This is a genomic window from Roseivirga misakiensis (assembly GCF_001747105.1).
Classification (GTDB): Bacteria; Bacteroidota; Bacteroidia; order Cytophagales; family Cyclobacteriaceae; genus Roseivirga; species Roseivirga misakiensis.
The window spans coordinates 2462592-2486487 of the sequence record NZ_MDGQ01000005.1; the positions used below are offsets into that span (position 1 = coordinate 2462592).

Annotated in this window: 15 protein-coding genes; 7 read left to right on the forward strand and 8 right to left on the reverse strand. The window is 40.4% G+C overall.

Annotation, left to right across the window (positions count from 1 at the left end; all coding sequences use genetic code 11):
* Positions 1 to 69 precede the first annotated feature (69 nt).
* Positions 70 to 765 (reverse strand): ABC transporter ATP-binding protein, encoded by a 696-nt coding sequence (locus tag BFP71_RS18440; RefSeq protein WP_394331370.1) that lies wholly within the window; start codon positions 763 to 765, stop codon positions 70 to 72.
* A 49-nt stretch (positions 766 to 814) separates the two neighbouring features.
* Positions 815 to 2062, reverse strand: a complete 1248-nt coding sequence (locus BFP71_RS18445; RefSeq protein ID WP_069836875.1) for an efflux RND transporter periplasmic adaptor subunit — start codon at positions 2060 to 2062, stop codon at positions 815 to 817.
* A 600-nt stretch (positions 2063 to 2662) separates the two neighbouring features.
* Between BFP71_RS18445 and BFP71_RS18450 the strand changes: the two genes are divergently transcribed.
* Genes BFP71_RS18450 through BFP71_RS18460 form a run of 3 tightly spaced genes read left to right on the forward strand, consistent with a single transcriptional unit; the run spans position 2663 to position 5670 of the window.
* Positions 2663 to 4039, forward strand: coding sequence for a sigma-54-dependent transcriptional regulator (locus tag BFP71_RS18450; protein ID WP_069836876.1), 1377 nt, complete (start codon positions 2663 to 2665; stop codon positions 4037 to 4039).
* A complete protein-coding gene (locus BFP71_RS18455; RefSeq protein ID WP_069836877.1) occupies positions 4029 to 5378 on the forward strand; it encodes a sensor histidine kinase in 1350 nt (449 codons plus the stop codon). The genes BFP71_RS18450 and BFP71_RS18455 overlap by 11 nt, the downstream gene beginning before the upstream one ends.
* Positions 5379 to 5430: 52 nt before the next feature.
* Positions 5431 to 5670, forward strand: a complete 240-nt coding sequence (locus tag BFP71_RS18460; protein ID WP_069836878.1) for an acyl carrier protein — start codon at positions 5431 to 5433, stop codon at positions 5668 to 5670.
* Positions 5671 to 5683: 13 nt separating this feature from the next.
* Here BFP71_RS18460 and BFP71_RS18465 read toward each other — a convergent pair whose 3' ends face one another.
* Positions 5684 to 6274, reverse strand: a complete 591-nt coding sequence (locus tag BFP71_RS18465) for a DUF429 domain-containing protein (RefSeq protein ID WP_069836879.1) — start codon at positions 6272 to 6274, stop codon at positions 5684 to 5686.
* A 43-nt stretch (positions 6275 to 6317) separates the two neighbouring features.
* Here BFP71_RS18465 and BFP71_RS18470 point away from each other — a divergent pair, with 43 nt between their 5' ends.
* The gene (locus BFP71_RS18470; RefSeq protein ID WP_088125117.1) at positions 6318 to 7901 is read left to right on the forward strand and encodes a TlpA family protein disulfide reductase; all 1584 of its coding nucleotides are present in this window, start codon (positions 6318 to 6320) and stop codon (positions 7899 to 7901) included.
* Between the two features lie 48 nt (positions 7902 to 7949).
* The gene (locus tag BFP71_RS18475) at positions 7950 to 8930 is read left to right on the forward strand and encodes a bifunctional methionine sulfoxide reductase B/A protein (protein ID WP_069836881.1); all 981 of its coding nucleotides are present in this window, start codon (positions 7950 to 7952) and stop codon (positions 8928 to 8930) included.
* 155 nt (positions 8931 to 9085) lie between these two features.
* Here the strand turns inward: BFP71_RS18475 and pbpC are convergent, their stop codons facing one another.
* Positions 9086 to 11371 carry a penicillin-binding protein 1C gene (gene pbpC / locus BFP71_RS18480; protein WP_245701867.1) on the reverse strand — a complete coding sequence of 762 codons (2286 nt, stop codon included), beginning with the start codon at positions 11369 to 11371 and terminating at the stop codon, positions 9086 to 9088.
* A gap of 90 nt (positions 11372 to 11461) precedes the next feature.
* Complete coding sequence (locus BFP71_RS18485) at positions 11462 to 17011, reverse strand: alpha-2-macroglobulin family protein (RefSeq protein WP_069836883.1); 5550 nt, start codon at positions 17009 to 17011, stop codon at positions 11462 to 11464.
* A 167-nt stretch (positions 17012 to 17178) separates the two neighbouring features.
* Between BFP71_RS18485 and BFP71_RS18490 the strand changes: the two genes are divergently transcribed.
* Positions 17179 to 17580, forward strand: a complete 402-nt coding sequence (locus tag BFP71_RS18490) for a DUF3471 domain-containing protein (protein ID WP_069836884.1) — start codon at positions 17179 to 17181, stop codon at positions 17578 to 17580.
* Between the two features lie 60 nt (positions 17581 to 17640).
* Positions 17641 to 20001: an ABC transporter permease gene (locus BFP71_RS18495; RefSeq protein ID WP_088125118.1), complete on the forward strand. Its 2361-nt coding sequence runs from the start codon at positions 17641 to 17643 to the stop codon at positions 19999 to 20001.
* A 37-nt stretch (positions 20002 to 20038) separates the two neighbouring features.
* Here BFP71_RS18495 and BFP71_RS18500 read toward each other — a convergent pair whose 3' ends face one another.
* From BFP71_RS18500 to BFP71_RS18510, 3 genes are read right to left on the reverse strand one after another with little or no spacing between them, the layout of a single operon-like run.
* On the reverse strand, positions 20039 to 22525 hold the full coding sequence (locus BFP71_RS18500) for a TonB-dependent receptor (protein ID WP_141719805.1): 2487 nt from the start codon (positions 22523 to 22525) through the stop codon (positions 20039 to 20041).
* Position 22526: 1 nt separating this feature from the next.
* Positions 22527 to 23414, reverse strand: a complete 888-nt coding sequence (locus BFP71_RS18505) for a FecR family protein (RefSeq protein ID WP_069836887.1) — start codon at positions 23412 to 23414, stop codon at positions 22527 to 22529.
* On the reverse strand, positions 23392 to 23895 hold the full coding sequence (locus BFP71_RS18510; RefSeq protein WP_176723390.1) for an RNA polymerase sigma factor: 504 nt from the start codon (positions 23893 to 23895) through the stop codon (positions 23392 to 23394). Before BFP71_RS18510 ends, BFP71_RS18505 begins: the two co-directional genes overlap by 23 nt.
* Position 23896 lies beyond the last annotated feature (1 nt).

The following is a 23896-nucleotide window of genomic DNA, read 5'->3' on the forward strand; positions in this document are numbered from 1 at the left end:
TTTTCAGGCTTTTAAAATTCGTTCATTTGCTTATTGGCAAATGAACGAATACCCTTTAAAGGGGAAATATTATACTAGTGAGTTTTCTTTTGAATTGATATTCTCAGATACAACCTGACCATCAAAAAGATTGATAACTCGATGAGCGTATTCAGCATCAGTAGCTGAGTGAGTTACCATAATTACGGTAGTACCCTTTGAATTAAGGTCGCTTAAAAGCGTCATTACTTCTTGACCGTTAGTAGAATCCAAGTTACCAGTAGGCTCATCCGCTAATATAAGATTAGGCTTGGCCACAACAGCTCTAGCTACAGCTACCCTTTGTTGCTGACCACCTGATAGTTGTTGCGGGAAGTGATCTTTTCTGTGCATAATCTGCATAGTCTCAAGCACCTCTTCTACTCTTTTCTTTCTATCAGCAGCAGGGTATTTTAAGTAAATAAGAGGAAGCTCAACATTTTCATATACTGTAAGCTCGTCTATTAAGTTAAAGCTCTGGAATACGAAGCCAATGTTTTTCTTTCTAAGCTCAGCTCTTTGTCTTTCAGAATATTTTGACACCTCTTCATCGTAGAAGAAGAATTCTCCTTCAGATGGATTATCCAATAATCCGATGATGTTCAAAAGTGTAGATTTACCACAACCAGACGGTCCCATGATCGCTACAAACTCACCTTCAGAAATCGCAAGATTTACGTTATTCAGTGCAGTTGTCTCGATCTCGTCCGTATAATAGAACTTCTTTAGACCTTTTGTTGTGATGATTTTTTTACCATTTTCCATAATGTAAAAGTTATCAGTTGTTTGAATTAATTTATTGTTTGATTATTAATTTGTCCTTGTCTTCGTACCCTTCGTATGATGAAAATATAACTTTTTCTCCAGGTTGCAAGCCTTCTAGGACTTCATAATGTCTTGGTGTTTGGTTTCCGATGCGGATTTGTCTCCTTGTTGCGAACTCTCCTGACTCGTCAACTACGAAGATCCAGTTACCGCCGGTAGTTTGGAAGAAGCTTCCTCTTGGGATTTGGATAGCGTTTTTCTCTTCGCTCAATTGTAGTCTAATAGAGATAGTTTGTCCCCTTCTTACCCCGGCAGGAACTTCACCGACCATTTCTACTACAAATGTGCCATTGTTAATTTCCGGAAATTTCTTTCTGATCTCTAGCCCATATGTCGCTCCAGCAAAATCGTAAGTACCTCTTAGCCCTTCATAAACTCTTGGCAGATAATGCTGATCTACGTTGGCTTGAATTTTAAATCCTTTTAAATCATCTATCTGAGCGATAGTCATACCCTGACTGATGCTCTGACCTATCTCCGCATTTACCGTTGATAACAAACCATCAACAGGTGCAGTTACCCAAAGATCATCTAACTGACCAGCCACAATCTTTAAACTTTCTTGAGATGTAACTAGGCGTTGTTTGTTTTGATTTACTTGGTTTACAGAATTTAAAGAGTCAAACTCTTTGGTTTGTATAGTATTCACTCTTGTTGCAACAAGTCTATCATATGCTCTTTTAGAATTAAGAAATTCTTGTTCAGAAATAACTTTATCTTTCCAGAGCTGTTGATTCCGGGTATAAACATCTTTAGCCTGATCAATATCAAAATCGATCGCAATTACTTGGGCGTTTGATCTAAATAGTGATTGCTTAAGATTGTTGTTTGTGATTTCAATCTCATTTCTAAGTCGGTTTGTTTGAGTTTGTTGGCCTATGTAGTTCATTTCAAGACCACTATTCTCCAGTTTAAGGATAGTATCTCCTTTTTGAACTTCCACACCTCCTTCGAGAAACTTAACTTGAACGTTACCTCCTACTTTTGCATCAAGCCTATAAGTAGCTATCGGCTGTACATTACCTTCAATTGGAATATATTCTTGAAATGGGCCTTCAACCACGTCGGCCATACTGATTTTCTCAGCATCCACATTCAATTTTGCTGCGTTATCTGCAAATACAAATACTTTGAGTATTAAGAATAACATAGCACCACTACCAAGGATGGTCGCGATTCTCTTAGTGGTCCAGATTTTCTTTTTGATTTTTTTGTCCATTGCTGTCGTTATAAATGTTTTCGATCCGGCCACCCATAGACAACAAGGGTGCCACTTTTTCAAATAACTGATAAACAGGGTCTTATGAATTAATCTAGAACATTGGCAGAAGTGAAAGTGTACAATTATAACACAACAATTGATCGTAATCGAACACTTTTGAACAGTTGCTTATTCGAAGGAGGACATAAAAAAAGGCTCAGTATGGTCAGTACCGAGCCCAAAGGTCAAAAACTCAAAATATCTGAATTAACGTTTAAATTAATTCAAAACAACGCTTGCAATATATGTACTAAAATGTCTTTCGCAAAATCTTAGTTCCGTAAATGTTGGATTTTTTTTCAGATGGCTGGCGAAACACATGTACATACTCATTTAATTAAAGTTCATCATGCAATAATTAATATTACCGAAAAGCGTTACCTCGGACTACATATTTCCATAGTGCATACTATGGTTAAAAAGAGGAAGCTGTTCATATTCGTCCAACTTATGTAACATAATCGGACACAGAAACTGATAAAAACTATATATTACACCATTACGCTGCATTGGCACTATTTAAGCTCTAGCAGCAGCATTCTAAAAACTAATGATACTGTGGAAAAAGAATTAGGTAAGATTTTAATCATCGATGATGACGAGGATGTATTAATTGCGGCTAAGCTCTTATTGAAGAAGCACGCTAAAGAGGTTATCATTGAAAAGAACCCCAAGAAGATTCCTTTCTTAATGAATAATGGCACTTACGATGTCATTCTTCTCGACATGAACTTCAGTAAGGACATTACCAGTGGTAAGGAGGGTTTTTATTGGTTAGAACAAATCCTAGACGCCGATCCACAAGCAGTAGTCATTCTTATCACGGCCTTTGGTGATGTAGAAATGGCCGTAAAAGCGCTGAAAGAAGGTGCTACTGATTTTGTGCTAAAACCTTGGCAAAATGAGAAATTAATCGGTACGCTGTCTGCGGCCATTAAACTAAAACAGTCATACAAAGAGGTTAACAAGCTAAAAAGTGCTAAAAAGCAGCTTGAAGATGATATAAATAAGCCATTTAAAGATATCCTGGGAGAAAGTCCTGCGATGAAAAATGTCTTTAGCATCATAGACAAAGTCGCAGGTACCGATGCCAACGTATTAATTCTTGGTGAAAATGGTACAGGTAAAGAACTAGTAGCCCGCGCTATTCATCAAAGATCTTTAAGGAAAGAGAATGTCTTTGTGGGCGTGGATATGGGTGCGATTACAGAAACTCTTTTTGAAAGTGAGCTCTTTGGCCACAAAAAGGGAGCCTTTACGGATGCCAAAGAAGATCGAGCCGGACGGTTTGAAGTAGCTACTGGCGGATCACTTTTCTTAGACGAGATTGGCAACTTGGGCATGCCACTCCAATCAAAATTACTTTCAGTACTTCAGCAAAGACAGGTCACAAGAATCGGTTCTAACAAATCCGTAGATATAGATATCAGACTGATATGTGCCACAAACATGCCTGTTTACGATATGGTTGCTGAAAATACATTCAGACAAGACCTGCTATATAGGATCAACACGGTGGAATTACATTTGCCTCCACTGAGGGAAAGACAGGATGACGTAAACCTCCTAGCGGAGCACTTTGTGAAAGTTTACTGTGAAAAGTATAGAAAGCCACCAAAGAAAATAGCCGCTTCTACTTTGAAGAAAATGGCCAAATATCCATGGCCAGGTAATATTCGTGAATTACAGCACGCCATTGAGCGGGCTATTATCATGAGTGAAGGAAATATTCTAATGCCAGATGATTTCTTCTTCTTGGTACAGAAAACAGATGGAAATACAGAAGCCAGTGACAACCTGAATTTGGATGATGTAGAGAAAAATGTGATTCTAAAAGCAGTAAATAAACACTCCGGAAACATTTCAAAAGCCGCGAAAGAATTGGGTCTCACACGAGCCTCTCTTTACAGAAGATTAGAAAAGCATGGGCTTTAAAAACTTACGCTTACTTCTAATAGGAAGGTTAATCTTACTCATTGGTTCTATTTTGTTACTGGGCTATGTCTTTTACCAAGCTCCTAACAATGTAAACCTCACCTTCGTGATAATTCTGATTATCATTCAAATTGTCTTACTAGTTAGATCGATCGACAAGACGAATAGAGAAATATCTGGGTTTTTAAGTTCTATCAAATACGATGACTTCACGACCACCTACCCTACTCATGGAAGAGGTAAATCAATGAATGAGCTTTACGCAGAGTTCAACAATGTCATCAAAAAGTTTCGTGAAATCCGTGCCGATAAAGAGGCTAACTATCATTACTTCAGAACAATTGTACAACACGTAGGCATTGGACTAATCACATTCAATAAACTAGGAGATGTTCAGATCATAAATAGCTCTGCCAAAAAACTCATAGGGGTTGAATCCTTAAACAACATTTTTGAACTCAGTAAAGTGAGCGCCAAGCTTGTGGAGTCATTGGTGAAATTAAAAACTGGTGGTAGCGCATTGATAGAGCTGACGAATGAGGGTACTCGAACTCAGCTATCGGTTTACGTGATTGAACTCGTTTTGAGAGGAGAAGAATTTAAACTTGTTTCCGTTCAAAATATTCAAAGCGAACTGGAAGAAAAAGAAATGGAGGCATGGCAAAACTTGATTCGAGTGCTTACCCATGAAATCATGAATTCTGTTACTCCCCTTTCATCCTTGGCCGCCACAGTTGAAACTAATTTGGTTGATAACATAGAAGATGATGTTCCGATAGAAAAAGACGAGTTGGAAGACATTTACTTGGCAGTTCAAACAATCAAAAGGCGAAGCGAAGGGTTGATCAGGTTTGTATCGGACTTTAGAAATCTAACAAGAATTCCTGAGCCGAAACTTCATGAAATAGAAGTCAAAAAAGTTCTTGATCACGTTAGCTTATTGCTAAAGCTTGAGATTGAAAATAAGAATATCGATTACATCGTGAACATAGCGCCAATTGGGCTAATGTTCAATGTAGACAAAGAATTATTAGATCAGGTATTAATTAACTTATTGCAAAATGCTATCCATGCACTGGATGAAAATGATGGCGAAAAAGCGCTAATCGTCAACGCCTTTATCAACGAATACGGCAGACCGACACTTACAATTAGAGATAACGGTGTGGGAATAGACGAAGAAGCTCTAGGCAAAATATTCATCCCGTTTTTTACGACGAAAAAACAAGGTTCGGGAATCGGGCTTAGTTTATCGAAACAAATTATGCGTAAACATGGTGGATCGATCACTGTAAAGTCGGTAATGAACGAAGGCACAGAATTTACTTTAACGTTTTAATATCTTTCAGGAATCATTTATCTTCCCAAATACATTCATTCAATAACTCATAATGAGCAACACCCTTGACCGCGTCATCCAAATCCTTGTAGAAAAAATAGGAATAGCCCCGACTGAGGCTACAACTGACGCCAACTTCATAAAAGACTTAGGAATAGATTCCCTTGACTACGCGGAAATTGTCATGGAGTTTGAACAATCATTCAATATTAGAATCCCAGATAGCGATGCTGAAAGGCTACAGACTGTCGGACAGGCTGTGGAATATATTGATGAGAAAATTAGCGCTTAAGCTTACAGAAGGTTCAATAATATATTAACCCCTCTTGTGGGTTACCAGTACTACACTCCCCAGATGTACCAATACGCTTGGCCGCATAAAGAGCCAATAAACTGTCAAAATCATGACTAGTTTCAATTTCTAATGCGGGTGCCAATACCAAACCAAGCTTTTCCATAACCATCATCATCTGGAGGTAATCTGGTTTTTTGCTTTTATAACCGTATGTCTTAAGCGCTAAGTTAAAGGCTACCCTTGCCGGATAAACCTCATACACTTTGAGCCCATCTGTTTCTAGCTCATTTTTCAATTTCATAGCCCTTGCTGTAAGACCGCCAAGAAACATTGGAGACATAGCTTTTAATTCTTTGTCACACGACCTGTAGAAATAGTCATTACAATCCACAATCTTATTATAGATACCGGGCAATGAAAGTGGCGCATCAAGCCCGATTACTCTCAATTGGTGTTCAACTACAAAATCTCGAATCATTTTGTCCGCATCCTCACCTTTTTTGGACCTTAAAAGCTGAATAAAATCACCCTCCTCGTAAGCAATTACCGTTGTACCAGCCAGCTTACTACCATAATCAATCCCTACTTTCTCCTTAACCATTAGTTACTCTACTATATTTATAGTAGATTTCAAAAAAAGCAGAATGAAACACACGTCAATAACCTTTTTATTCATCTCCTTATGCATTATGGGTTGTAACAAGCAACCCGTCGAAGAGGTTTTCAAAACAACCAAAACTTCTCCAGATCAGATCGTTTTGATCTTTAATGACCCTGTCCAAAATGGATTCTTCACTTTCTCCAACGGAAGCTCGGCAGGCAGAACACGCAACGGCGATGAAATACAGTACATTGACGATCAATACATCTATAGAAAGCTTAAAATAGATTTTTCCAAAAAGTCAGATACCGTCGTTTTAAAATCTAAAAGAGATTGGGTGGAAGTTACCCTTATGTACAAAGGGGTGGACGATCTGACCTACATTTTCAAAAATGGTGATACAACTGTATTCAACTATGACGGGGTTAAACCAATAGCTAGGCTTATTAACCGTGAGGAAGCTTATAACACGACTAACTTCTCGCTTTACTTGAGAGATTCTATAGCTACAAATGACTATTTAAGCAGCGATATTATCAGACTACCCATGCTACTTTGGGATCAGTATGATTCTATTTCAGATTTTAAGGCAAGAGATGAAGCGATCGTAGCCGATGCATCCAGAACTTTTAAAAGTGATATTCAGCAAGAAGTCGATCGGCTAGATAAACTTTTTCAGAATGATCAGATGGATGAGCAACAATACAAAATGCACATGCGATCACTTCATGCAAGGCTTATCACTCTAAAGAATGCACTTACCTTTTTACCCGAAGACTCCAAATCTTCATTGGTCAACTCAGTCGTTAAGCAACTTGAAAGTAAATCTCCTGAATTAATGAGCCGGGCCGATTCTCTATTATACTTGATGAATTACTCAGGCAGCCTGTCCAATAGTATTGTCACTGCTTATCGTAACACCGTTCCAATGATTTCACAACAAACCAGTGGTGGTGGGGGTAGCACTAGAGACTATCGTCAACTTTATGATTCATTGAGGATCAGAACCGACCTGACTGATGTTGAGAAGAAATTACTTCAATACAATAATTTGAAATCTATCTTATCTCAAACTACTTTCTTTAGCATCGCATCGCGATTAAAGTATCTCACTCGGTTCAGAAATGATTTCCAAGATACAATTCTGGTAAATGATTTAATGAAGCAATTTCAGATTGAGTTTCGCATAGATGACGAGATTCAGGTAGAATCTCTAGAGGGACAAAAAAGCACCCTGAAAGATTTAATTGCCTCTTATAATGGCGAAGCAGTATATGTTGATTTTTGGGCAAGTTGGTGTGCTCCCTGCATTCGAGAAATGCCAGCATCTAAAAGGATGACTGAAACCTACGCAAATGATGACATCACTTTCATCTATCTTTCCACGGACAGGCGTGCCGCTGATTGGAAGAAATCGATCGATAAAAACAATTTAAAATCAGGCCTACATTACAGAATAACTAACGCAAATACCTCTCAAGGATTGGAAGATTTAAACATCCCATTTATCCCACGATATATGATTTACAACCAAGCAGGTGAACTTGTCAATAATGATGCCCCAAGGCCTAGTGAGACCGATTTATTGACGTCAGAATTCCAAAAGTATCTAAGCTCAAAAAATTAAACTTTTGCGACTTATCTTTTGTTGAAGAAATTCAAAGAAAGGATAATTATGCTCACGTGGATTGATGTGATCAAATTTGCCAATAATGGCAACCCGACTCCAGACAAAAGAGTCGAAAAAACTGCGGAAGAATGGAGAGAGATTCTTACCCCAGAACAATTTCAAATTGCAAGACTTAAAGGCACAGAAAGAGCAGGAACTGGTGAATTTTGTGAACGCCACGAGCCAGGACTTTATGGCTGTGTTTGTTGTGGCACCCCCCTATTCGATTCAAGGGTAAAATTTGAATCAGGCACGGGATGGCCAAGTTTTGCCCAACCCGTAAAGGAAAATGCAATTGGCTATATAAAGGACACTAGCTATGGCATGACACGCGTTGAAGTCGTCTGTAACACTTGCGATGCTCACCAAGGCCATGTATTTCCTGACGGACCCGAACCTAGTGGATTGAGGTACTGTATTAATTCAGCTTCAATGCAACTATTGGAAGATGACAATAAGGAAACCACCGCTGTTATTGGTGGCGGGTGTTTTTGGTGTACTGAGGCTGTTTTTCAACGGGTAAAGGGAGTGAGTCACGTGGAGTCTGGCTATTCTGGCGGAGCGATCAAAAATCCAACCTACAGAGAAATATGTACAGGTAGAACAGGGCATGCAGAGGTGATTAAAATTACCTACAACCCAGAAGAGCTTCCATATGCGGATTTGTTAAGAATATTCTTTTCAACGCATGACCCGACCACTCTGAACCGACAAGGTTATGATCAAGGAACACAGTATCGTTCAGTTATTTACTTTCAAGATGAGGAAGAGCAGCGTATTGCGACAGAAGTCATGGAAGAAATGGCAGATTATTTTGACGACAAAATAGTAACCGAATTAAGCCCTTTAGGTGCTTATTATCCTGCTGGCGAAGACCACCAGAATTACTATAATGAGCATAGAAGTCAAGGCTATTGCACGGTAATTATTGACCCAAAAATTCAAAAATTAAGAGCCATGTTTTCCAGCAGATTGAAACCTGAGTAAGCTCACTTATTAAGAAAAAGAAAAGGCTCCGCTCAAATTGAGTTCGGAGCCTTTCTATTTAATCTAATCAACTTTCACGATTGTATGAGCTGGTTAACCTTTGAGCTCTAATTCCTTAGACAGTGTAGCCTTCCCAAAAGTTGGATTGCTTTTCACTATTCTTCAGATTCTTTCGATAACACTCGAAATTTGCGCTTAAATTGATTGCCTTCAGGATCAATAATAGTGATAATGTGATCTCCCGGAGATGGTTTTAAGCTAATCTCATGTTTTGATAAAGTACTCCCGATATAGACATCGTCTAAATGCCAAAACAGTTCTATATCACTTTCTCGATGTGTAGCTTCGAATACTAACTCACTGCGCACCCCATCTTGAGCGATCGGTATGTACAAAGCAGCATTTTCCTGTGGGTAAATCATATCCATAACCATCAAAGAAAGGCTCGTGTCTTCACACCCAGGCATCAAGGGTGGTAAGTCCAAGTACATTGGGTTTTTCTTCTTATAATATTCAGCCTCTTTTGGAGGTAAAACCAACCAATTCTTGGTTACAATATCTTTTAAAGGGTAACAACCCGCATTTACCCTAAAGCGCTCAGTCTTATCTAAATGCACCCTTTGGTGATACGGGCTCGTCGTCGTTCGCAAACCAACCTTAGGAATTTCAACCGTATCCACTTTGGCGGAATAAGGTGAAGATAAAAAGCCAGTTTCTCGATCTACGATTGCGGTGACGAGTTCGGATTTTGGAGGTTTGAACCAAGTGGTTTCAGGCAGTAAATCAAACACATCGAACATTAAAGGAGCCGCAGCTTTAATTCCAGTCAAACCTGGTCTTCCTTCACCATCGGCATTCCCAACCCAAACGCCAACGACATATTCAGGTGTTACGCCGATCGCCCATCCATCGCGGTAGCCAAAGCTAGTACCTGTTTTCCAGGCAACTTTTCTAGCACTGCTATACAACTTCCACGAGGCATCTTCAGCAGGACGATAGACCTCCAACATAGCCTTAAAGGCAAACCAAACTGATGAAGCATTTAAAGAGGGAACCTCTCGATTTGCTTCAAAATCCTTCGATTCAAAGGAAGCAAATGCATAACCTTGATAATCTGTTGTAAAACGCCTGCTGCTATGATTGTTTAATGTTCTAGACATGCCGGCATAAATGTTAGCCATGTCCCAAAGCGTGCCTTCGGAACCACCTAAAATCATTGATAAACCATAAAAACCAGGTGGGTTATTTAGGGTTGTCATACCCAAATCCCTCAACTTTTGATGGAATTTCGGGTAGCCATACATTTTAAGCATATTCACAGCGGGCACATTTAAAGACCTTGAAATAGCCATATCCGCATGCACTACGCCATCATACTTTCTAGTGAAATTTTTTGGTGCAAAATCGGTATAAAAAGTAGGTACATCTGGAATTAAGGTTTTCGGCAAAATGAGGCCCTCATCCAATAGACTTGCATACAAAAGCGGTTTCAAAAGACTGCCCGTACTCCTCGGTGCTTGAATCACATCCACGGCCCCAGCATGCTCCGAACCACTTTCAGGAACATTGCCTGCATAAGCCATCACTTGATTAGATTTAACATCTAACACTAAAACCGCGGCATTATGAATCCCATCTGTTTTCAAAAGTGCGTGATGCGCGTTAAGAACACTATTCACCCTGTCTTGAAGAAATCCGTCGACACTTGAATTCGTCACCTTTCCCTTTGCCCCAGATTGAGCCAAATAACTTAGAAAATGATCCGCTTTTTGGGGCAATCTTGCTGGTCCGTCAGGCAGTGGTTCAGCCTTTGCCAACTCAAAAGATATTTCGTCCATTGCCCCAGCATTGTAAAGTCGCTGGAGCAGTCTATTCCTTTTATCAAGCAACTTTTCATTACGTTTTCCAGGAAAAAGAAGCGAAGGTTGATTGGGTAAAATAGCCAATAAGGCTGCTTCCGCCCAAGAAAGGTTTTTTGGAGGACGCTGAAAATAACGCCAAGCTGCCGCATTTAAACCCACCGTATTTCCACCAAATGGTGCATGCGACGCATATAGTTTTAAAATACTTGATTTGGAATAGCGGAGTTCAAGCCGCGTAGCCAAAGCCATTTCTACCAACTTTTCCTTAACTGATCGCGACTTACCTTTACGTGAAAGTCTGATAACCTGCATAGAAATGGTACTCCCGCCGCTGACAGTTTCAGAAGCTGTCAAATTTTGCCAAAGTGCTCTACCAATTGCTAAAGGATTAACTCCCGGGTGACGATAGAAGTGCTGATCTTCGAACATAAGCAAAGCCACTTCATATTTTTCCGGTAAGGCTTCTACTTCTGGAAAACGCCACTGCCCGTCATCGGCAATTCTAGCGGAAAGCAATTCACCGCGAAAATCATTGACAACAGTGGCAAAGGGGTCGTTAAATAGTTCCTTTGGGAGCATATAATAATACCCTATCCCTGCGATCAACATCAGGGAGAAAATCCATTTCTTATATGTAGACAAAAATTTCACTGAAACTTATCCCTAGCCTTAATTTCCTCTATTTACATTCACCCATTTGCCTGCCGATCGCGCATTAATTGTATCATCATACATCGCCTCCACTTTGACCGTTGGCAGGTAGTATCTTCCAGCATAAGTTGCATTTAATGCCACCTTAAACTTCTTTTCTTCGCTTGGCCTCAAGTCAAAATAGGTATACACGCGATCATCCCTAATGTCTCTGTATTCGTAATTCGCCTTGGTGGCCACTCCAGGGATTTCATTCAGTCTATCGTTCAAAATCTCCCAACCAGAAGGGAAAACCTGACTCAAGGCTAAGTCTCGATAAACTCCCTTCGTTCCCGTATTGTAAACTGATACCTCAGCAAAGAAATCTGTCCCCTGTTCTAAAGTGACTGGGTCTATGACATTCCCGTTTCGATCAGAATAAACGATCTTCAATCGCAAACCCTTTTCAACAGCTTGTTCTGCACCTGCCATCGGTTGGCCTCGTTTCAACACTCGGACGAATAGTATTCCTTCCGATGTATTATCTACGCTAAAACTCTTTTGCTCTACCCCTTTTACATCGGCGTCCACTAGGATCATTGATTTCGCAGAGTTCACGTCAACAAGATTACCATTATCGACCTGGTAGGTAGCTTTAATTCCATCACTTGTCCCATCGGCACCAACAAACTTAATAATGGATAGTAAAGCATAAGCGGTAGTTTGTGTACTCATCCAACGATCTTCACTCAACAGTTTCGCGATAGCTCTCATCAAGGTTAATCCCTCATTTTGCAAGCCTAAAAGCCCGAGGGTTTCTAAAATCATTGCATCATCTCTGAGCTTAGAACCATAGTAATAGTAGTAGTTTCTTCTTTTGGTTTGCCTTGGCAAATCATTAATCATTTCCATAGCCACCTGTTTTCTACCAACAAGGGCGTAAGCTGCGGCAAGTCGCCATTTGGCCGCGATACTTAATAAACTATTTTCCCTAAGCCTGTTCATGGCACCAAGTTCTGGCGACTGAGCCTTGGCCAAGGTATACAACCTATAGGCCTGTACCAGATCGTCATTATAACTCGAATTTTTGCTCCAGCTTCTGGCACGCTTCCGTTGGTATTTGGTCCAATCACTTAAAAGCTTCGCAGGGACAAAATAGCCTTTATCTTTTGCCTCTAACAGGAAATGACCTGCGTAATTGGTTCCCCAATCGTTGTCGTCGCTTTGGCCTGGCCAATAAGCAAAACCACCCAGCGGCGTCTGGAATTTCTGAATCCGATTGATCCCATTAGTAACATTGGTTTGAATTTTCAACTGTTCCTCGTTTGATAAATCAGCCATATCGTTGAGGAATAACTGAGGAAATACTGCCGATGTAGTTTGTTCGATACATCCATGAGGATAAGACATCAAATAACCCAATCGCTTTTTTAGATTAATCGGTGGGATAGAGCTCATTTCCAAAGTCATATCATTGGTACCCACTATCCCAACTTGTGCAAAGGTTTCGCTCCACTTCTCTCCCTTCTGAAGGGCTTTCTCAGTTACATCTGTTACTTCAGGATTAGGGTTTCTAACCTGTACTTCTAATTCGTAGGTGGCAGTTTCTCTCCCTGACTTCGCCACTATCTTCACAGTGCCGACTCCGAGAGCTTCGGCAACTTCGAAGTCAAAATCAATGATCTGATCACCAATTTCATCAAATTGAATAGTCCGCTTGGTAGAAGCTCCAAAATTCAAGAGACTATTTCCAACCACAGAAACTTCAACTTCTTTGATGGCGGGTTCTAAAACAAAAACATTCACTGGCAAACTGATCTTTTCCCCAGGGCCAACAACTCTTGGTATAGTACCAAGTACCATAAGTGGTTTACGAACGGGTGTCGCTTTTTCTACCTTTCCATAAGCGCCATTCTCACCAGCCACTACCATTGTTCTTACCGAACCGATATAATTTGGCATGGTGAATTTGTGATTTGCTTTTTCTCCCTTTTCTAGCTCAAAAGGTCCTAAATGGACTACTACAGGCTTAAATCGGTTAGCTTTTGCTTTCTCAGGCTTAGCGGCCGATCCATCGCCTCCCAGTGCCAAAAGTTTAGATAAATCGCCATCAAAAGCCCCAATTACATCTTCATAAAGATCCCAAGTTTTAACACCTAATGCCTGTCTGGCAAAGAAAGTATTCCATGGATCGGGCGTTTTGAATCGCGTAATGTCTAACAAGCCTTCATCGACTACCGCAATGGTATAGGTCATCGGTTTACCATCGGCTTCGCTAACAGTTAAGTTCACTTCGGATTCTGGCTCCAATACGCTTGACATTTCTATTTCAGGATTAAGCTTTGTATTCGGATCGGAAACATTAATCGGTACGATACCATACAGCCTGATCGGCAGGTCATTTTTAGTCTGCATATGTGGCTGGAGGAGCGTTGTACTCACGTATGCATTTGGCACCATTTCTTCCGTTGTGGTAAATTCAAAAGTATTGTACCCCTCAGTAGTTTCTACCCAATAGGAGGCTACTACCTTGCTACCATTTTCTACGCTGACTAATGCGCGTCCTTCGGTACTTGCAGGAATGTTCACTTTGACCTTTTCCCCTACACCATAATCTTCAGCATCAGTAGAAAAATTTAAAAGTGCTGCACCGCCAGGCCTCGACTCTTCGGCCCAACCTGGCCAGTCAAAGTAAGTAATAGAGCCGGCCGAATGACCAGAATCGGTATCGCGAACACGCACATAGTATCGTCCCCAATCCTTATTTGGAATGGCCAATTTTACCTTAGCTTGGCCATTTGTCGTATTGATTTGCTCTCGATGATACGGGCTGCTATAATTACGACTCACGTAATAAGCCAAATTATCATTTGAGCGATCCCACCACCACCGCCAATTAAGTTTAAAGACTTCAAGCACGAGTCCTTTCTTGTCGACAGGTTTCCCATTAGCATCAACGGAAACAATTTCAAGTTCATGATCTTTATTGGTCAATAACTGTCCTCTCCTATCTCCTTCAGGCCTCTTAATGCCCACAAAACTGCTGTAAGGGTAAAAAGGAATACTGAATTGATCTATACTAAAATCTCCTCCTGGCTCGAATACTTTACCACTAAAAGTAGCCATCAATTTTCCCGGTGCTGTAGTTTGTTTGCTCAGTGTTACATTAACTTTTGCGTTACCAGTCTGATCAACCGACCCACTGAAAATTCTTTGCGTTTCAGCACTAAATTCTTTGGCTTTATCGTCGAAAGTATATTGAGGATAATCGTTAAAACTGGTTGCTGTGGGTGTAAGGATCAAATCGAACTCAGCCTTCAAATTTTTAGCTGACACACCGCTGAGCCATTGCACATTTAAATCACCTTTTAGGGTGTTGTCTGTTACACTGATTCGATCCTTATCGAATTTCAGGTCAATCTTCAACCGATTCGGTTTTACTGTTTCTATTTTAATCCGCTTCGTGAACGTGGCACCTCCTACCGTAGTTCTTGCCAACCAATTGCCTGTCGGATCATCGATATCTGTTTTAAGCGGAAAGTGATAAAAACCGTTGGTTGATGTGGTTTCTACCTTTCTGGTTTTAATATTTCCTGAGGGATCGATCAACTCCATTACCACGGGATGTTCCTCAGGTAAATTGTTATCGGGATCGGCCAAGATAAAATTGAGGTAGATATGATCGCCCGGCCGCCAAACACCGCGTTCTCCATAAATGTAACCCTGTACACCTCTTTGAACTTTCGCTCCGCCGACATTAAAATTACTGAGTGAAAGGGCTCTACCGTCCCAAAGTTTCAAATACCCTCTTTCATCACCTCTATTAGCGACCAAGAGGAATGGCTTTCTGTCAAGGTCAAGAGATACCCTACCGTCAGCATCAGTAGTGAGCGTCTCAATTATCTCTTGTTGATAATCATAAATATCTACCCGAACATTAGACAAAGGCTCCGTTGTTTTAACGTCCGTGACGTAAGCTTCTAGGTTTCTGTTATTGCCCATTTTGGCAATCAAACCTAAATCAGAGGCTAAAATATTAGTGGAAACCAGTCGGTTTCTACCAGCATAATAACTCACATGACAAGGGTTTTCTCTCTCACGCCATACATACCCTCTACCATATCCATAATTATAATAGCTATCGTAGCCTCCAGCACGTTCTCCTGAATAATCATCCCATTCATCTGTTTCGATATTGCCTGATACAATAAGCTCATCCGAAATTGGCTCTCCACAGTCATAAAGCGAGTAAGCCTTTTTGAAATTTAACCTAACCTGATAGATCGCTCCAGGTTCAGTGGCTATCATGTCAGAAATGTCCAGATTGAACCGGTTCCATTTACTCAGGTTCATAACACCCGAAGGATCAAGTTGTACCATACTTTTGTGAATCGGCCTACCGACTCTCCTCAATTGATCGTTTCCATTCAGGTTATTGGTCTGTAAAAACTGGACGACATTTTTTTCATAGATTTTAATAATCATCACATCGACTGCTCGAAGGTTGACAGCCTCAAATGGCAAGACAAGTCCATCGGTACTTGGTAGAATTGTCCCTTTTGATATCAGCTTTACCTGCGGTTTGGTCTGAGCAAAAGAAACATTGAAGTCCAAATTGTTCTTCATCCCATACCCCAATTTGTTTTTGATACCGGGGTAAACCGACAAGCGCTTAACGCCTGACTTCGCTTGGGAGGCATATACTTTAACCTCGTTATCCTTAATAGAAAATCGCAGGTCAGTTTCGCCTTCTAATGTTATAAGCCCACTTAAATCCTGGCGTTCATCAAGTGGATCAGAAAAATTTAAAACTACATGAGCGTCGCCTTCTCGAACAACGCGGGTGTTCAATACCTTAAAATCATTTAGGCCTGGTATATCCACTTCCCCTTTCGATCGCCTATCTACACCTATACTGCTACCATTTAAAGCATAGGTCATTATTTCATTTTCCTCTTTTCTGGTGAGTCCAGTAACTTGAAACTGATGGTTAGTCCCGTTATTCTGATCGAATACCCAACTGACCTTAAGATCTTCTCCTTTTTGTCGCGCCGTTAAAACCTTTTTAAGCTGAAGCGTATCGACATAATCAGCTGTCAGTAATTCTCCTTTTACGATTTGCTTTCGCATTGGGTCAGCCTCATCACTTATTTGACCCAGAATTCTGATATCGTAGTCTTGCTTGATCGTTTCAACCTTAAACTTAAACTCCTTTTGACCTTCATCGAAGGATAGACCAAGGGCTTCCAAATCTAGTTTAGCGGTATAGGTACTATTATTTTTGAGAGGCGTTGCTGGTACAAACTCTAAAACCCTTGGCGTAGCCCATCTTAACTCTCCTGAAATTTTCGGAGAAAAGCTTAAAACATTCTGTAAACGCTGATACTTAGCCTCCACATCTGAACTTAATTGAACCGTGATCAGTGATCGGGTTGAAATCTTACCAGAAGTATATGCCGATACAATTTCGTTGAAATCTTCATCTGCCTGTTGATCGTAATTTTCCTCTTCCTGCTTCTGTGGGCTACAGGCTACTATGACGAATACTAGGACAAGACTAAAAAGCCGAAGATGGGCATTTGCGGGCATAACAGTTCTATTAAATTGTGGAGATCCGAAGACCTAAGAAAGATAAAAAATTGAGGAGTTAATCATGCACCTCATTACAATAACTAACTTTATAGTTTTTATTGTGTGAAAATTAGGGAGAGTGTAACCTATTTTTTAAAAAGTGGATCGTAGTTAAAAAAACAACTATGAAAAAGGTCAATAACTTTTCAAGGATTACAGCTATGACATTGATTCTTGCTCTTTTAGGCTTTTCAGCTTTCGGTCAAACGACTGCGGCAAAAGCGAAGGAAAAAACGAACGACAAAGCATTAAAAGCATATGTGGGAGCTTATGAATTCGACAAAAACACTGATATGGGTTTTGATGTGACAGTTTGGCTAGAGGAAAACGGTAATCTTTATGCGCAACCTTCAAACGAATCTCAGCCACCAGCACAACTCATAAAAGTATCGGAAGATAAATTTGAGTTAGCCAATACTGGCGGACTGATGATGTCATTCGAAAGAGATAAGAAAAAAGAGGTGATTTCATTAAGGATTTCAGAGGCTGATCAGTTCTTTACCTGCATCAAGAAAAAAGACAAATAACCGATGCAACCTTCCTAGAGGAATCAACATCTGATCTGCATAAGGTCAACCAACAACGTTATGCTAAAATCATACCTCAAAACAACTTTGCGGACTATCAAACGTAGTCCGCTAGCTTCATTTATCAACATTTTCGGTTTAGCAATGGCTCTCGGAGTAGCCATAATGGTCTATTCTTTTGTAGACATGGAGTACACTACCGATCAATTTCATGAGAACAAACATGAAATTTATATGGCTACCTCTACGCTAAGCCGAAGCGGTCAGGAAGCACAGTATGGCATTATCCCAGCTCCTTACGCTCAAATCTTAATGAATGATTTCCCTCAAATCGATCGGGTTATCAGAATGGAACACAGAGGCGGAGTCTTAAAGAATGGCGCCAGCGTGTTCAACGAAACTTTCACTTTTGTGGACCCTGGGTTCTTGGATATGTTTACTTTCCCCTTAAAGTGGGGTAACAAATCCGCATTGAATGAGCCTAATAAAATTATTATTAGCGAGAATACGTCCATTAAATATTTTGGTGATACCAACCCTTTAGGGAAGTCTATGACTTTCGAATTTGGTGCTTTAAAGTACACATTTGAAGTCGCTGGTGTAGCAGAAAAGTTCCCATATAAAAGAAGTATGGACTTTCGCGTCTTGGTCAATTTCGATCAGCTAAAACAAATTGATCCAGCCGTGAAACTCACTGATTGGGGTACATTTTTAGACGGTACTTTTATTCAAACAAATAACCCAAGTGCCGTTGCGAATATTACTCAAAATGTTCAGCAATATGTAGCGCTACAAAATGAAGTCCGCAAGGATTATCCGGCCACCGCTTTTGGCTTCTTCCCTTGGGTAGACCTTTACCTAAAAGGTGATGACATGAGAAATACAGTTACGGGCAGTACGGACGGAGTAGGAAGTCTTGTCTTATCTATTATCGCAGGGTTTATCTTGGTGCTGGCCATCTTCAATTACATTAACATCGCGATCGTTTCTGCTACTAAACGGCTTAAAGAAATCGGTGTACGAAAAGTAATGGGAAGTACTCGCAAATCTTTGGTCTTCCAATTTTTATCGGAAAATGTATTTCTTACACTGATAGCACTTATACTCGGTTTTATTTTGGGTGTGACAGTGCTTATTCCAGGTTTCGACCAAATGTTTGACATTGGCATGGAGTTCGACATCGCCCAACCGTCGCTTTGGATCTTCTTACTAATTCTAGTGGTCTTTACTGGTTTAGCTTCTGGGGCCTATCCTGCCTTATACATTTCAAATTTTAGCGCAGTCAACATTTTCAGGGGACGGCTGAAGTTTGGAGGAAAAAATAAGATGACGAAAATCTTCCTCACCTTCCAATATATACTCGCCTGTATTGCTGTCGTTGGCGGTATTATGTTTACGCAAAACACGGCTTTCCAAAAAAGCCAAGACTGGGGTTACAATGAAAAAGCGACCATAAGCACCAATATTTCTCCTGCCACTGAAGCAATGCAACTCATGGCTGCTATGGAGTCAAATCCAAACATCGCATCTATTGCTCCTTCGAAACACCATTTGAGCAGACGATCGACAAGAATGGAAATTCAAATTTTAGAGAAGGATTACGATATTCTGACCCTTGAGATTGGTCCTGAATATGTAGAAACTATGGAATTAGAAGTTCTCGAAGGCAGAACATTTGAAAAAAACAGAGAAACAGATTTTCAAAATGTATTGATCAACGAGCAGATGGCCAAGCTGCTTAATCCTCAAGGTGCACTTGGCGAACGTTTCAAATCGGATACCCTAAACTTCGCAGTAATCGGCATCTTGAAGGACTTTCATCAATACAACTTTTCAGAACGCATTGAGCCGATGATTTTGAAGCTCAGTCCAGAAGATGAATATGCGTTTATCTCGATGCGCGTAAAACCCGGAAGTCTTATTGCTACTTACGAGGCACTTGAAAATACTTGGGCTGAAATCTTCCCTGAAAAACCTTTCAATGGCTTTTATCAAGAGGAAACATTGGAAAATTACTTTAGAGAAATCGATGGACATGGCAAGTTGATGCGAATTGTCGCTTCCATGTGTATCATCTTGTCTTGCTTGGGCTTGTATGGATTGGTTTCACTCAATGTAGCGAGTCGTACTAAAGAGTTCAGTATCAGAAAAGCGCTCGGTGCTGGCCTCAAAAACCTAGCCTTTGTCATCAACAAACAATTTGTATTGTTCTTGGCCGTGGCTTTGATCCTAGGCCTTCCAATCAGTTACTTACTGATGGATACGCTTTTTGAGACAGTGTACGAGGTACATAAACCAATTACGGTTATTCCGTTTTTAATGGCTTTAATTATCGTTGTAATTATGGTTTTTGCCACTGTTTCTTCACAGGTCAAGAAGGTGATGACGACTAGTCCAACAGAAGGACTTAGAAGCGAGTAATTTCGCTTTATTGGCTTTTAATGAGAGTCTATAAGCCCTAAAAACTCATATTGAAGTAGACTGTCGAAGTGAAGGGAATTCCTGCAGTATTTATTCTGTCACCTCCAGGAATATTCACCGATTGATTGAGTCTGACATTTCTTCTATTGAAGAGGTTAAGAATCGATAGACCCGCTTCGACAGGCTGCCCTTCAATATTGAATTGGTACTGTACGGCTAAATCAGTGCGCCAATATGGTTCCAATTCAACCTCGTCTGGTGTGAGTGTGAAATTTGGAAAGCCCGAACCATAGGCATTGGCAAGTGAAAAACTCAAGACACCAAAATTGAACATGGCCGCAGCTTTTAATTCGTGTTGCTGGCTCTGTGGTGCAAGGCGAAATTCATCTTCCCTCAACCTGAAAAGGTTCACAAACCTCTCTTCTACTTTGGCCAAGGAATATGAAAGCCAAAACTCGTACTTGTCAATGGTCTTTTTAATGAACATATCTAATCCACGCGCTCTAGACTCACTTTCAAAACGTCTGGTACCCGCCTCGTTTCTATTGATCAAATACCTTACGAAGCCTTCGGATGTTTTATAGAACCCTTCGAGATTCAATTCAAAATTATTCGCCTTATAACCCAAACCGATCACATGATGCACTGCTTTTAAGGCAGGAACACCGCCACCATCAGCTACTTGCCATACATCTGTCCTGTTCCGCAGGGTATCTACTACGGTATTACGAACTATGAACTGATTGTAATGTCCCCAGCCAAAATGAATATTCCATCGATCATCTAAATCTAGTCGGCCATTAACGCGAGGTTGCCAATAAGCTTTGCCTAGAGCCTCTGGCACATCTACCTTTAGTCCTAACTGCATTGAAAAGTTATCAGACCATTGCACATCATCATGTACAGCAAACCCGATCCGCTCCAACCCATCAACTCTATTGTTTAGAACACCTTCTGGACTACCAGATTCAAATACCACTTCATTGCTCACATATTCCGCATTCAACTGAAATTGATGCCTCGAAATACTCGGAATTCTATGGCTAAACTCACTCCTAGTTTCCCTAACTGGATTATTCCAAACATCGCTTCTTAACTCAAAAGTAGGCCCATTTATATTTCGACTGATAAAGTAATTGGTGGTCAGTTCAGGCCTATAGTCTACCGTTGAAAACATGAGTGAAGTTGAGCCTCCACCACGCCAGTTCCGCGAATAATTTATAGATGCTCCTATTTGATCAGACCCAATATTAATATCCCTGATTAACGCCTGGCCTTGTCCAAACCGATTACCTAAGCGCCCTCTGTAGGTATCTGTACTGATCAAAGAGCTGATTTCCAGTAAATTATTTGGGTCAATTTGACTGGTGAATTTCAAATGTACGTCTCTGTACTCATACTTAGGAACGATGAGGTTTAAATCTTCTTCAAACTCCGCTGAAAGGCTAAAAGGATCTTCAAATGATTGCCTTACTGCTAACTGTAAAGAAGAAGTCTTATTCAAAAGTGGCAAGTTTACATGCCCATTAATCAGTTGGTTTGTAACGCTGAAATTTGATGCAATCGTGTTTGGATTGCCAGACTTGCCATCAATCAATACCACCCCTCCTATTCTATCCCCATAGAGGACGTTATAGCCACCCTTATAAACTTCCACATGCTTTACCATGTAAGGATTTACACGGCCCATGTCATCATTAATGCCCCAGCTATTGAAAAGGCTAATACCATCGTAAATGACATGACTTTGTCCTGCGTATGATCCCCAGATTACAAAGTCAGCAATGGACTCCCCAGCTGCCATAACCCCTGGGTACAATCTCAAATTGTTGAATACCAGATTATTACTCAATCCAGGGACTAGGTTATTTGTGATATTATTTAATTGGATGCGTCCAGCGCCCTCTCCCACATTTGTGATGGCTTCATCTGGCGCCTGACCGAATACTATGACTTCTTCCAGCTCGGTAATTCTCGGCCTTAAGTAAATTTTTAATTGATTACTGCTAGTAACAGTAGTATCGATAGCCATGTACCCTAAACTTCTGAAAGATAGATTTTCGCTTTCTCCGCTGGACTTGATCGAAAAGTTTCCATTTTCATCGGTTACTAAGTTTCTGTCACCTAAACTCACTACGGCAAAAGGCAGCACTTCGTCCGTTCCATATTCCCTTACAGTTCCTTGGTATAAATAAGATTTCTGGGCAATGATCTTTGGCTTATCCTTGGTCGGAGTGGGCGTTCTGAATGCATAGACTTGGCCGATTTTAACGAGCTTCAGTTTACAAGCATCTGCTAAAGCTTGCATGACCTGGTCCATCGATTGATATTCTTTTTTAATGCTGATAGAACAACCGTTAGACAAGGCTGCATTCACAGAAATCTGAACGCCATATTTATCGTTCAGATCTAGGAGGATTTCGTTGAGCAATTCTTCCTCATATTCAAGCGTTACTGTCTGCGAAAATGATTTAAAAGTGCAGCAGAGCGCAAAAAATGTAAAAAGGGTTAAGCGATAGGTCACATCATCTTTTTTTGATTACGTATGTTTTCTCACTTGTTTCTTCAATATCATAAATATCTGTGTTTAGGATCAGATTTAAGGCCTCTGTGACGGTTTCTGGCCTATCCGTAACGACCGTGGCATTATCATCTATTTCCTGAGCATCAAATTGAATAGTCACACCATAATGCCTTTCTAAATCAGAAAACACCTTCCAAAGTGGTGTGGTATTATAGTTAAACTTATTATTCTTCCATGACAATACACTTTTAGACAAGTCTTTTGAACTACTCTTTTCGAAAGTACTTCGGTTCAGTCGCACAAAGTCACCAGGTTTCAACAAAACTTCTTTAGCATCTATGCTTTTTACACTCACTTTACCGGTAGCACAAAAAACCTCATAACTTTCATCTCTGGCATAAATATTAAAGGAAGTACCCAGCACTTCGGTAGTCGCATAGGCTGAATGAACCTTGAAACTTTCGCCTTTTTCTACTTCAAAAAACCCTTCTCCTTTTAATTCTAATGCCCTTTCAAATTTCCACCAGTATGGAGAATAGGTAATGGAAGAAGCGGCATTGAGCGTAACTACAGAGTTATCTGGTAAAGTGTGACTTGCCATTTCACCTGGAGCTGCGCTGATAGTAGTGGTGTAAAACCTGGCAAAAAGGCCATAACATAGTAAGATGGTCATAGAAGCTGCTATTCCCATAGACCACCAGCTCATTTTTACGGTTTTAGTCGGTTCTTCTTGAGCTGTATTAGTCGCTGCTTCGCTTTCTTCTTCGGTAAGCCCATCTAAGACTTTCCAAACGTCTTCTTTCGACCTTGAATAGGTGAATTCAAGTTTCGAGAAGAGTTTTTGCTCCTCCCCAGAGGTCAAATCCTTATCGTACTTGTCCTTTTCCATGATTCAAAGTGTTTCTTAATTCTACTAATGCAAGTTTCATTCGCTTTTCTACAGCTTTCACCGAAAGCTCCAACCTTTCGGCTATTTGGGTATAAGTCATATCCTCCATCCGACTCATCAAAAAAACAACCCTCCTCTTTTCAGGCATTACAGAAAGCGCCTTTTCATAATGCTGTTTCAGCTCTTTAAAGTTGTAATCTTGTTCTGTTTCGTTGATTCCCTCTTTGATTGAAAGTGACAATCGATGTTTTTGCTCTGATTTTGATTTTCGATACTGCGTTACCCATAAGTCGCTCGCGATTTTATAGAGTAAGCCTTTGGTTCTATCTCCTTGATAGTCGAATTTCTTCTCCCACAGCTTTGTATATGCTTCCTGAACTATGTCCGTAGCAAGTTCTGCATCACAACAACGTGAGTTTATGAAGTTTCGAATTTCTTCGAACCAATCGTCAAAACAGTTTTTAAATTCTTCTTTGGTCAAA